Genomic DNA, 11,691 nt, shown 5'->3' on the forward strand with positions numbered 1-11,691 from the left:
AATGCCGCCCAATTCGCACACCGCGGTAATGGGATCGGATGAGACTGAGATTCACGACGTGTCCTACGGTTGGACCACCTCCGCATGGGCGCGGAAGGCCGGAGTTGAACCGGCACCTCGTCGCGTACGTGTCCTTTCCTCGTCTCGCGGTGTTCGGCAGCGAATACTCGTGCTGGAGCGAGAGTCTGAGATTGAGCACGGTTGCCTCTACCAATTGGGCTACCCGGACCTGGATGCCCGGGAGGGGACTCGAACCCCCACTGACGCCGTGTCATTCAGCTTTAGCTTCAGATTGAGTTTGCGCTCCTTGCGCTTCCCCCGCACGCGGCGGGGGAGTCTGTGGGCTCGGGGCCGTAGCGGCCCCGAGCGGGTTCAGTGGAAGAGGTAGCCGAAGATCGCGTCACCGGTCTTGCGATCGGTGACCTCGGTCCCGTTGGCCGCCTCGCGGGCGAACTGCACTGCCCGCTGGAGCTTTTCGACTCGCACGGCCAGTTCGTTGACTCGGCGGGCCGGGAGGGCGCCGGAGAAGCGCACCATCGTCCAGTAGCCGACGGTGATGTCCTCGTAGTACACCTCCACCTGGGCCGGGTGCTTCTCGGTCGCCTCGGCCTTCACGTGGTTACGCGGCACCTTCTTGGTGCGCATGGTGCGCACCGGGTCGGTGCGCCAGGTGTCGGAGGAGTCGTCAAACGACCACACCTCGGCCGCGTCGAGCACCGGCAGCTTGCGCACGAAGGTGTGCAGCTCGGCCAGCTGCTTCTCCAGGAACAGCAGGTAGGAGACCGGCACGTCGCGCAGCAGCACCTCGCCCTCGACCGTCACATCGGCCTTGGCCTCGGTGTTCGCCCAGTCCTTGGTCGCGGTGACGTCGAACAGGCGGGTCAGCGTGGCCGCGGTCTGGCGCAGCACCTCCTCGGACTTCACCTGCACCCGGGTGGACTCCGACGGGATCTGCTCGCCCTCTTCGTCTTTCGGCTGATAGGTGCGCGCGATACCGGCCAGCAGCGGTGCCTTCTGCAACGACCCGTGCGCCTCGGCCAGCTCGCGCAGCGCGCCGCTCTTGATGCCCTTCTCGACCGCAATGATCTGATTCAGCTTCGTCATCTCTACCTCCCCGCCGCGCAATCCCGCGCGGTGCACCGACATTCGGCCCGGGATAACCGAATCCTCCCGTTTCGGAAACCCCGAGCTCCTGTGCCACGGTACGGACACGTGTCGGGTCGGCGCATCTCTTTTTCCGCGGTCGATGCGGGACGTGCCGTAAAGCACAGGGGTCGAGGCATTGTCGGCGGCTGCCCGGTTCGTAAGACTGTGCGGATGGGGACATCGATGGAGACGGACCTGCTCGCGCGGTGGGTAGAGCTGGCGGGACCGGGGGCCGAGGCGGTGGGGGTCGAGCTGATCCGCCGCTATCAGGAAGCTCATCGGCAGTATCACACCGTTGATCACCTGGCCGCGATGCTCGGTGTCATCGATGAGCTGGCCGGCGATGCCGAGGACGCCGACGCGGTCCGGTACGCGGCGTTCTTTCACGACGCGATCTACGCGGTCGATCGTTCGGACAATGAAGAGCAGAGTGCGGTGCTGGCCGAGGAAGTCCTTGAATCACTCGGTGCCGCACTGGAACTGGTCCGCGAGGTGGCCAGATTGGTGCGGCTTACCGCGACGCACGACCCGGCCGATGACGACCGGAACGGTGGTGTGCTCTGCGACGCCGACCTCGCGGTGCTGGCGGCCGACGAACAGGGGTATGCCGCGTACACGGCCGCGGTGCGGGCGGAATACCGGCACGTGCCCGACGAACTGTTCCGGGCCGGGCGCGCGGCGGTGCTCCAGGGGCTCGCCGGGCAGCCTAGGTTGTTCCGAACACCTACGGCGCGAGCGCGATTCGAGGCTGCCGCGCGGGACAACCTCGACCGCGAGCTGGTCGCGTTGACAACGTCGACGGGCTGAGCAGCGCAGGGCTTCTCAGGTGATGATCAAAAGCTCTGTCGGCGAGGCAATTTCGGTGCGCAACCCCGCTTTGCTCGCCACGCAGGCGAGTCCGCGCACGTCGGTGGGCTCGGCGCGGGTCAGCACGAGGGCGCGGGCGAGCAGGCCCTTGTGATGCTTGTTGAAGTGGCTCACCACGGTGCGGCTGCCGTCGGGGTGCTCGGTCAGCACGTTGGCCGTGACGGCGCCGGGGACGCGGCCGAGCTGCTGGTAGGTGCCGGAGCGCAGGTCGACGACCAGGTCGCCGTTGGCCTCGGCGAGCAGGGCGTCGGCGAGGGAGTCGCGCCACACCGCCGAAAGGGTCGGCAGGCCGGGCAGTTTCGAGCCGCCGGAGAGCCGGTAGGCGGGGATCGGGTCGCTCGCGCGCACCGCGCCGAACAGCGCCGAGCCGATGCCGAGTCGCACGTACGCCTTGGCCCGCTGCGATTTGCTGAACGAGCGCGCGTCGAGCGCGTCGTAGAGCACGCCGGTGTAGCGCTCCAGCGCGGGACGGGTGGGGGAGGTGCGCAATGCCGCGTTGCGGGCGATCTCGCTGTCAGCCCCCTTGCCGAGACCGAGCACGGTGCGCGCGGCGTCCGGGTCGGTGGCCAGCTTCGTCACCGCGTCGACGAGCCGCTCGCGCACCGCTGTGAGCTGCGGCATCGACAGCGCGGCCAGGTCGAGGGGCACGTCGGTACCACCGTCGGACTTGGTTTCGGAGGGAGGCAGCAGCACCAGCACGAGCGATTACGGTAATGCGTTGCGAGCAGCGTCGCGCCAGCGACTACCCTGTGCATCCGTGATCACCCGCCTCTCTCGCCTTTTCCTGCGTACCCTGCGCGACGATCCCGCCGACGCCGAGGTGCCCAGCCACAAACTGCTCGTCCGCGCCGGATACGTGCGACGCGTCGCGCCGGGCGTCTACTCCTGGCTGCCGCTGGGCCTGCGAGTGCTGCGCCGGGTCGAGAACGTGGTGCGCGAGGAGATGGACGCGATGGGCGCCCAGGAGATCTCGCTGCCCGCGCTGCTGCCGCGCGACCCGTACGAGACCACCAACCGGTGGACCGAGTACGGCGACAGCCTGTTCCGTCTGCAGGACCGCAAGGGCGCGGACTACCTGCTCGGCCCGACGCACGAGGAACTGTTCGCACTCACCGTGAAGGGCGAATACAACTCGTACAAGGACCTGCCGGTCACCCTGTACCAGATCCAGAACAAGTACCGCGACGAGGAGCGGCCGCGCGCAGGCATCCTGCGCGGGCGCGAGTTCATCATGAAGGACTCGTACTCGTTCGACCTGGACGAGGACGGCCTGAAGGCGAGCTACGACGCGCATCGCGAAACGTACCAGCGGATCTTCGACCGGTTGCAGGTGAAGTACGTCATCGTGGCGGCCACCTCCGGCGCGATGGGCGGCAGCGCGTCCGAGGAGTTCCTGGCCGACAGCCCGGTCGGCGAGGACACGTATGTGCGCTGTGTCGAATCCGGTTACGCGGCGAACGTGGAGGCTGTGATCACGCCCGCGCCCGAGCCGCTGCCGATCGAGGGACAGCCCGAAGCGGTCGTGCACGACACCCCGAATACTCCCACCATCGCGACGCTCGTCGACTGGGCCAACGGCGCCGGGATCGCCGAGCAGTTCGGTCGCCCGGTCACCGCGGCCGACACCCTGAAGAACATCATGGTCAAGCTGCGCCACCCGGACGGCAAGGCCGAGATCGTCGGCGTCGGCATCCCCGGCGACCGCGAGGTCGACGACAAGCGCCTCGGTGCCTCCGTCGAGCCCGCCGAGGTCGAGTTGCTCACCGAGGCCGACTTCACCGCGAACCCGTTCCTGGTGAAGGGCTACATCGGGCCGAAGGCATTGCAGGCCAATGGTGTTCGCTACCTGGTCGATCCCCGCGTGGTCACCGGCACCGCGTGGATCACCGGTGCGGACGCGCCGGGCAAGCACGTCGTCGGCCTCGTCGCAGGCCGGGACTTCACCCCGGACGGCACCATCGAGGCCGCCGAGGTCCGCGACGGCGACCCGTCGCCCGACGGCCGCGGCCCGTTGGTCGCGTCGCGCGGCATCGAGATCGGCCACATCTTCCAGCTCGGCCAGAAGTACACCAACGCCTTCGACGTCGACGTGCTCGGCGAGAACGGCAAGCCGGTGCGCCTGACCATGGGCTCCTACGGCGTCGGCGTCTCCCGCATGGTCGCGGTGATCGCCGAGCAGCAGCACGACGAGAAGGGCCTGCGCTGGCCCGCCGAGATCGCGCCCTACGACGTGCACGTCGTCATCGCGAACAAGGACGAGGCGGCCCGCGCCGGCGCCGAAGAAGTCGTGGCCGGCCTCAACGCCCAAGGCCTCGACGTCCTCTTCGACGACCGCACCGCTTCCCCCGGCGTCAAGTTCAAGGACGCCGAACTGCTCGGCATGCCCCTGGTCCTCGTCGTCGGCCGCGGCTGGGCCGAAGGCAAGGTCGAACTCCGCGACCGCTTCACCGGCGAAGCCGAGGATCTCCCCGCCGACTCCGCCGTCGCTGCGGTAGTCGCCAGGGTCCGCGGCTGACCCACCACCTCGACCAGCGCGGCCCCGATGGATACCCATCGGGGCCGCGCTGTTTACTTTCACCCCAACCCACAGAGCGTCCCTACCTGTCACAGGGCGTCCAGCCACTGTAAGAGGGTGAGACCCCTGCCGACCAAGAGGTTTCACCTCGCCTGGAGAGTTTGGAACGCAACCACAGCCAGATGACCACGCTGGAACTTCACGTCGCGTGACTGACTGCGGAGGTAGGCCGGGTACGGCAGGCGGCGTGCTCAGCACTACTCACGGGAAAACCTGGGTGGGTCTTCAGCTCACTGGACTGCTCACTCGGGGAGTTTTGGTTGTGCCTGGGGAGGTGCGCCTTTGCCAGGGTTTGTTGGTGTACCTGTTCAGTGGTGTCTGCTCAGGACTTCTCGGGTGTGCTTGCTCGGGGTTGATGACTGTTTGTGGGATGCCCGGATAGTGCTGGGCGCGTGGGTTGGGGTTCCCGGCTTTCTCTTCCGCGGCTTGGGATGGGCAGGGTGAAGGTCCCGGCGTGAGGACTGGCTGTGGTGCTGTTTTCGGGATTCTTCGAGGAGCGGGACCGGTCCGCGGGAAGTGGGCGTTCCAAGCGGAGTGGGCGGTAAACAGGAAGTGGGCGGTCCAAAGGGCGTGGCCGCAGCGGTCGGTCGGGACAACCGCGGTTAGGCCGGGCTGGGTCCGATGGAGTGCGAGTGGCCCGCGGTCATGTCCCGCTGGACAGGGTGGGTGGTAGCCGGTGGGACATGAGGGCGGAGAAGCGTGAGTAGGGCCGCCGTTATGTCCCGCCGGGTGGTGTTGGGCATGGCCGATGGGACATAGCGGCGGGGAAGTGTGACTGGGGCCGTCGTCATGTCCCGCCCTGTGGTGCTGGGTATGGCCGATGGGACATGGGGCGGGGTGTTTGCCGGGGCGCGGTCATGTCCCGTGATTTTGGGGTGGTGGTCGGCATGGGACATGGGCGGGGAAGCCGGCGTCGTGTCTCGTTGATCATGAGTGAGGTGTTAATTGCTGGTCGGTGGTTCCGTTGGCGAGGGATTGGCACCTGCACTGGGGCGTAGACGCGGGTTGAGGGTGCCGGTGCGAGATCCGCGGGACACGGGGCCGTCAAGGTGTGAGTGGGGCCGCCGTGATGTCCCGCCGGGTGGTGCTGGGTATGGCCAATGGGACATGGCGGCGGGGAAGTGTGAGTGGGGCCGTCGTTATGTCCCGTTGGGTGGTTTTGGGCATGGCCGATGGGACATGGGAGCGTGCGGGTGTGAGTGGGGGCGCCGTTGTGTCCCGTTGATCACGCACCGTGGGCTGCGGTGGGCTGATGTGCGCCCTCCCCCGGGATCCGTGCGCATTCGGGTATCCGTAGGGGTGCAGGCCACGAGAGAGGGTGCGGATCTTGATGGGATGGGGCGGGGGAGGCGACCTACGGGAGCGTAGGCGAGATTTGCTGTGTGACGTTGGGCAGACCTGCTCCGGCGTGCTGTTACCCGCTGGTAAGTTAACGGCATGACGAGCACCGATCCGTTGTTGTTCAACCCGGCCACTTACGACCCGAAGCAGTTCGATGCCGAGACCCGGCGGCTGTTGCGGGCGACGATCGAGTGGTTCGAGGGGCGGGGCAAGCGCCAGCTGCTCGCCGACGACGCGGACGCGGTGTGGACGGCGGAGTTCCTGGACTTCGTCGCGAAGGAGAAGCTGTTCGCCACCTTCCTGACGCCGGCCGCCTATGCCGATGGTGACGAGAACCGGCGCTGGGATGCGGCGCGCAACGCGGCGCTGTCGGAGATCTTCGGCTTCTACGGTCTGGCGTACTGGTACGCCGAGCAGGTGACCATCCTCGGACTCGGCCCGATCTGGCAGAGCGACAACGAGGAAGCCAAGAAGCGGGCGGCCGCCGACCTGGCCGAGGGCCAGGTGATGGCGTTCGGGCTCTCCGAGCGCGAGCACGGCGCCGACATCTACAACACCGACCTGGTGCTGACCCCGAGCGCACCGGGCAGCGACGACGCCGAGGCGGGCATCCTGTTCCGCGCCAACGGTGAGAAGTACTACATCGGCAACGGCAATGTGGCGAGCATGGTTTCGGTGTTCTCGCGGCGCGCGGACGTCGAGGGCGCGGACGGCTACGTGTGGTTCGCCGCGGACAGTCGGCACGAGAACTACCGGCTGCTCGGCAATGTCGTGCACCAGCAGATGTACGTCAGCACGTTCCGTCTGGAGAACTACCCGGTGCGCGCGCAGGACATCCTGCACACCGGACCCGAGGCGTTCTCGGCGGCGCTGAACACCGTCAACGTGGGCAAGTTCAACCTCTGTCACGGCGGCATCGGCATGGTCGAGCACTCCTTCTACGAGGCGATCACGCACGCGAACAACCGCATCCTCTACGGCAACCCGGTCACCGAGTTCCCGCATGTGCGAACGAATTTCGTCGACGCCTACGCCCGCATCGTGGCGATGAAGCTGTTCAGCGACCGCGCCGTCGACTACTTCCGCAGCGCGAGCCTGGAGGACCGGCGCTACCTGCTGTTCAACCCGATGACGAAGTCCAAGGTGACCTCCGAGGGCGAGACCGTGATGACGCTGCTGCTGGATGTGCTCGCGGCCAAGGGCTTCGAGAAGAACACCTACTTCGCTGAGGTGGCGCGGCTGATCAACACGCTGCCCCGGCTCGAGGGCACCGTGCACGTGAACGTCGGGCAGATCCTGAAGTTCATGCCGAACTACCTGTTCAACCCGAAGGAGTACCCGGAGATCGGCACCCGCCGGGACGCCGCCGACGACGAGTTCTTCTGGCGTCAGGGCCCGGCCCGCGGCGCGGGCAAGGTGCAGTTCGCCGACTGGACGCCCGCGTACGCGAAGCACGCGGACATCCCCAACGTCGGCCGCTTCTTCGAGCAGGCCCAAGCACTGCGCACGCTGCTGACCACCGCGGCACCGAGCGGCGACCAGCAGAAGGACCTGGACTTCATGCTGACCATCGGCCACCTGTTCTCCCTGGTGGTCTACGGCCAGCTGATCCTGGAGCAGGCCGCCATCACCGGCCTGGACCGCGATCTGCTCGACCAGATCTTCGACTTCCAGATCCGTGACTTCAACACTTACGCCACCACCCTCTACGGCAAGCCGTCCGCCACCCCCGACCAACAGGGTTGGGCCGCTTCGGCGTTGCGTCCGCCGGTCGCCGACCGGGCCCGCTTCGACCGCGTCTGGGCCGAGGTGGCGTCGTACGACGGTGCGTACGAGATGCGCCCGTAGGCTGAGAATTCCGCAAAGGCCGGTCCCGCGAACACTGCGGGACCGGCCTTTTGCCGAGTCAGACTTTGCCGGGGAAGGCCACCGTCGGCGGATTGGTACCCAGGATCGCCTGCCAAGTGGCAAGGCGCACCGCGCATTCGGTGAGCGCATCAATGCCCAACCGGCGCACGGGCTCGGTGTCGGCGCGCTCGACCACCGAGCGCCAGGCGACGGCGGTGTCGTTCTCGACCGTCGCCGCCAGCCGGGCGGCCGGAATCGGGTCGTTGACGGCGAACGGAACGGTGTAGGCGGCGCTCGGCGGGGGCGCGGTGGCACCGCCCGCCTTCAGGGCGTCGATGGTGCTGTCCCGACGCGCACGATGGGCGGCGGTGGTCTCGGCGACCAGTCGGCCGCGTTCGGCGGAGGCGTACGCGGCGATCACCCCGTAGGCGTACACGGCGCCGTACTCGGCGTTCAGCGCATCGAGCAGAGCTCGACGTTCGGCTTCGGTCATGCGAGCAACACCCCCGCCTGAGCCGCGCAGGCCGCGCTGATCGACGCGAGCAGCCCGGCCCGGTACCCCGACTGGGTGCGCGCCAGTTCGGCGGCCGACTGCCGTGACTTGGCGAGCTGAGCGCGTAGCGCGTCCACGGTCGGCGGCGTGGTCGGCGGCACGGCCGTACCGGAGCCCACCGCGGCCGGGTCCGCGGGCTGGCCGGGACCGTTCGCGCGGGTGCGGTGGACCGGCTTGGTGCCGTCGCCGTAGACGCCGATCACCCGATCGATCTCGGCCTTCAAAGCGTCTGCGTGCGCGGTCCTTTCGGCCGCGATCGCGGTCAGCGCACCGTGCCGCTGCGGCGCCAGCGCGATGGCCGCGGTCGCCGCCGCGGCATCGGCTCGGGCCAGAACCTCTTGGGCGGCAAGCGGATCCGGCTCGTACACCTTGTCCTCGGTGCCGCAGCCCGCGGCCGCGCCGAGCGCGAACAGGCCGGCCGTGCCGCCACCGGCAAGCCGTAACATGCTGCGGCGGCCCATGGTGAACCGGGAATCGTGCCGGTCGGACGGGATGCCGGAGGTGCGCGCAGCGCTCGGCTGCGCGGGAAGGCGGATAGGCACGGCACCATCGTGCCAGATTCGCGAGGGGCCACCGGACCAGGCATCGGTGTTCGATCTTGGGCTGCCGCGGGTCGGTGCGGTTACGCTTCGCTGCCGCCGTCGCGCACCCGCGTCGTGGCGCGCGTAGTGCCTGCCCGATGGTCCTTTACACTCTCTGGGCGCGTTACGCTAGACCCTCGGTAGAAGAAATTCCGACCGCCGTCACAACTGAACCAGGAGCCGCCCCATATGCCGATGCCGACCGAGGAAAGGCTGAGCCAGCTGATAGCTGGACTCGTCGAACGCCGAGGATTCGACCTCGAGGGCGTCGATATTTCGACGACCGGCAAGCATGCGGACGCGCAGGCTCGACTGAAGGTGATCGTCGACAGCGACGGCCCTTCCGATCTGGACACCATCGCCGCTCTCAGCACCGAGCTTTCGGAGTTGCTGGACGAGGCAGGCGATTTCGGGGAAACCCCATACCTGTTGGAAGTCACCACACCGGGCGTGGACCGCCCGCTCACCGCCGACCGGCACTGGCGTCGCGCGCGCGGGCGGAAGGTGCGCGTCCACCTGCGCGAGGGCGCGCAGGCCCCCGAGCCGGATGGCTCGGCGAAGTTCGAGGCCAGGGTCGGCGAGCTCAGCGGCGATACAGTGGCCCTGGTACTCGGCGGCAAACACAAGCCGCACCGGGTGCGGATTCCGGTAGCCGATATCGCCGAGGCGGTGGTGCAGGTCGAGTTCGCCAAGCCGGGCGCCAGGGAATTGGAGCTGGCCGGCGGCGTGGTCCCCGGCCGCCCGGTCCCTGGTCAAGAAGACGACGTGCCGGCGGTCGACGCCGCGGATGTTCGAGGATCAACACCATTACTACCCGAATCAATACCAGCGTCCGATTCGCCGACCGAAGGGATCGTGGAATGAACATCGAAATCGAAGCCCTGCGTGCGATCGTCGCCGACAAGGGAATCTCGATCGAGACCGTGATCTCCGCGATCGAGTCGGCGCTGCTCACCGCTTACCGGCACACCGAGGGCCACCAGCCCAACGCGCGCATCGACATCAACCAGAAGACCGGAACGGTCCGGGTGATGGCGCGCGAGCTGGACGCCGACGGCAACATGGTCTCCGAATGGGACGACACCCCAGAGGGTTTCGGCCGGATCGCGGCGACCACCGCGCGCCAGGTGGTGCTGCAGCGGCTGCGGGACGCCGAGAACGAGAAGTCCTTCGGCGAGTTCTCCACGCACGAGGGCGACATCGTCGGCGGCGTGGTGCAGCGCGACGCGAGAGCCAACGCCCGCGGCACCATCGTGGTGCGCATCGGCAGCGAGTTGCACGGCACGGAGGGTCTGATCCCGCCCGCCGAGCAGGTGCCGGGGGAGACCTACGAGCACGGCGACCGGATCAAGTGTTACGTCGTCGGTGTCTCGCGTGGTCCGCGCGGCCCGCAGATCACGCTGTCGCGCACGCATCCGAATCTGGTGCGGCGGCTGTTCGCGCTCGAGGTGCCCGAGATCGCCGACGGCTCCGTCGAAATCGTCGCGGTGGCGCGCGAGGCCGGGCACCGCTCCAAGATCGCGGTGCGCAGCACCGTGTCCGGGGTGAACGCCAAGGGCGCCTGCATCGGGCCGATGGGCCAGCGCGTGCGCAATGTGATGAGCGAGCTGGCCGGCGAGAAGATCGACATCATCGATTACGCCGAGGATCCGGCGACGTTTGTCGGCAATGCGCTCTCGCCATCGAAAGTGGTGTCGGTCACCATTGTCGATCCGGAGGCGCGCGCCGCGCGAGTCGTGGTGCCCGATTTCCAGCTCTCGCTGGCCATCGGCAAGGAGGGGCAGAACGCCCGTCTGGCCGCCCGGCTGACCGGCTGGCGGATCGATATCCGCAGCGATGCCGCCCCTGACATGGGCGGCGGCTCGGTGCGGACCGAGGCCCACCGCAGTTGACCGGAACCGACGCGGCGCACCGTCCGTTGGACGGGACGGGTCGGGAATCGGACCGTCGGGATGACATGTTGGTAACTTCCGCGGGGGAGCGGTTCGTTGATCCGACCGGGTCGGCGGTAGAGTGGACACAGGTTCAGCACGCGCAACCGATTCGGACCTGTATCGGATGCCGGAAGCGCGAGTTGGCCGCCGATCTGTTGCGGATCGTGGCACGGGAATCGGATACCGGAAACGGTGCCCACTCCGTCGCGATTGTTCCTGATCCGCGGCGCAGACTTCCCGGACGGGGTGCCTGGTTGCACCCCGTCTCGGCTTGTCTGACCGCGGCAGAACGGCGCCGAGCATTCGGCAGAGCACTAAGAGTGTCCGGAAATCTGGATATCTCAGCCCTGGAGCAGTACCTCGAGAACAGGCACGAGCACTCATGAGCACACCGTGAAGCACCAACGATGAACGTCCATCGGAGATAACCCGAGGTCGTGCGGGCCCCGTCCCTGAACAACGGGAGCACCTGCTCGACCTCTCAGTGAGGAGAGCAGTGGCAGGCAAGGCCCGCGTGCACGAGTTGGCTAAAGAGCTCGGTGTCACAAGCAAGGAACTACTCGCAACGCTCAAGGAGCAGGGCGAGTTTGTGAAGTCGGCGTCCTCGACGGTGGAAGCTCCCGTCGCGCGTCGACTGCGTGAGTCGTTCGCAACGAAATCAGCCCCCGCGAACGGCAACAAGTCGGGATCACGCCCCGGCCCGTCCTCGTCGGCCCGTCCGGCCGCGAAGCCCGCAGGAGGCGGCCCGCGTCCGGGTCCCCGTCCGCCGGCTCCCGCGCCCGCCCCGGCCGCAGCGGCTCAGGAAACCGTCCGTGAGGCCAGCGCCCCGCGGACCAGCGAGGGACC

General features: G+C 67.9%; 11 protein-coding genes. 7 read left to right on the top strand and 4 right to left on the bottom strand.

Features of this window, described 5'->3' with window-relative positions; all coding sequences use genetic code 11:
• Positions 1–372: 372 nt before the first annotated feature.
• On the bottom strand, positions 373–1,104 hold the full coding sequence (locus NN4_RS10715) for a DUF7873 family protein (protein WP_147129768.1): 732 nt from the start codon (positions 1,102–1,104) through the stop codon (positions 373–375).
• 213 nt (positions 1,105–1,317) lie between these two features.
• Between NN4_RS10715 and NN4_RS10720 the strand changes: the two genes are divergently transcribed.
• Entirely contained in the window at positions 1,318–1,953 is a 636-nt protein-coding gene (locus NN4_RS10720) for an HD domain-containing protein (protein WP_147129769.1), read from the top strand.
• Positions 1,954–1,968: 15 nt separating this feature from the next.
• On the opposite strand, the gene yaaA is transcribed toward NN4_RS10720, so the two are convergent.
• Entirely contained in the window at positions 1,969–2,712 is a 744-nt protein-coding gene (gene yaaA / locus NN4_RS10725) for a peroxide stress protein YaaA (protein ID WP_147129770.1), read from the bottom strand.
• Positions 2,713–2,770: 58 nt separating this feature from the next.
• Between yaaA and NN4_RS10730 the strand changes: the two genes are divergently transcribed.
• On the top strand, positions 2,771–4,528 hold the full coding sequence (locus tag NN4_RS10730) for a proline--tRNA ligase (protein WP_147129771.1): 1,758 nt from the start codon (positions 2,771–2,773) through the stop codon (positions 4,526–4,528).
• 1,497 nt (positions 4,529–6,025) lie between these two features.
• Complete coding sequence (locus NN4_RS10735; RefSeq protein WP_147129772.1) at positions 6,026–7,777, top strand: acyl-CoA dehydrogenase family protein; 1,752 nt, start codon at positions 6,026–6,028, stop codon at positions 7,775–7,777.
• Between the two features lie 58 nt (positions 7,778–7,835).
• Here NN4_RS10735 and NN4_RS10740 read toward each other — a convergent pair whose 3' ends face one another.
• Both NN4_RS10740 and NN4_RS10745 read right to left on the bottom strand, forming a co-directional pair.
• Complete coding sequence (locus NN4_RS10740) at positions 7,836–8,270, bottom strand: ferritin-like domain-containing protein (protein ID WP_147129773.1); 435 nt, start codon at positions 8,268–8,270, stop codon at positions 7,836–7,838.
• Positions 8,267–8,872: a hypothetical protein gene (locus tag NN4_RS10745; RefSeq protein ID WP_308633307.1), complete on the bottom strand. Its 606-nt coding sequence runs from the start codon at positions 8,870–8,872 to the stop codon at positions 8,267–8,269. The genes NN4_RS10740 and NN4_RS10745 overlap by 4 nt, the downstream gene beginning before the upstream one ends.
• A gap of 228 nt (positions 8,873–9,100) precedes the next feature.
• On the opposite strand from NN4_RS10745, the gene rimP reads away from it, so the two are divergent.
• The 4 genes from rimP to NN4_RS10765 all read left to right on the top strand — a co-directional run.
• Positions 9,101–9,775: a ribosome maturation factor RimP gene (gene rimP / locus NN4_RS10750; protein WP_147129774.1), complete on the top strand. Its 675-nt coding sequence runs from the start codon at positions 9,101–9,103 to the stop codon at positions 9,773–9,775.
• On the top strand, positions 9,772–10,803 hold the full coding sequence (gene nusA / locus NN4_RS10755) for a transcription termination factor NusA (RefSeq protein ID WP_135232339.1): 1,032 nt from the start codon (positions 9,772–9,774) through the stop codon (positions 10,801–10,803). Before rimP ends, nusA begins: the two co-directional genes overlap by 4 nt.
• 68 nt (positions 10,804–10,871) lie before the next feature.
• Entirely contained in the window at positions 10,872–11,231 is a 360-nt protein-coding gene (locus NN4_RS10760) for a YlxR family protein (protein ID WP_228541408.1), read from the top strand.
• 110 nt (positions 11,232–11,341) lie between these two features.
• A partial coding sequence (locus NN4_RS10765) for a translation initiation factor IF-2 N-terminal domain-containing protein (RefSeq protein ID WP_246180814.1) occupies positions 11,342–11,691 on the top strand: 350 nt, incomplete at its 3' end.

This window comes from Nocardia ninae NBRC 108245 (genome assembly GCF_007990755.1).
GTDB classification, from domain to species: domain Bacteria; phylum Actinomycetota; class Actinomycetes; order Mycobacteriales; family Mycobacteriaceae; genus Nocardia; species Nocardia ninae.

What these genes read in the sequence shown, in the direction of transcription:
- NN4_RS10720 (WP_147129769.1), top strand. Translation starts at nt 1,318, where the DNA reads ATGGGGACATCGATGGAGACGGACCTGCTCGCGCGGTGGGTAGAGCTG.
- NN4_RS10735 (WP_147129772.1), top strand. Translation starts at nt 6,026, where the DNA reads ATGACGAGCACCGATCCGTTGTTGTTCAACCCGGCCACTTACGACCCG.
- rimP (WP_147129774.1), top strand. Translation starts at nt 9,101, where the DNA reads ATGCCGATGCCGACCGAGGAAAGGCTGAGCCAGCTGATAGCTGGACTC.
- nusA (WP_135232339.1), top strand. Translation starts at nt 9,772, where the DNA reads ATGAACATCGAAATCGAAGCCCTGCGTGCGATCGTCGCCGACAAGGGA.
- NN4_RS10715 (WP_147129768.1), bottom strand. Translation starts at nt 1,104, where the DNA reads ATGACGAAGCTGAATCAGATCATTGCGGTCGAGAAGGGCATCAAGAGC.
- NN4_RS10740 (WP_147129773.1), bottom strand. Translation starts at nt 8,270, where the DNA reads ATGACCGAAGCCGAACGTCGAGCTCTGCTCGATGCGCTGAACGCCGAG.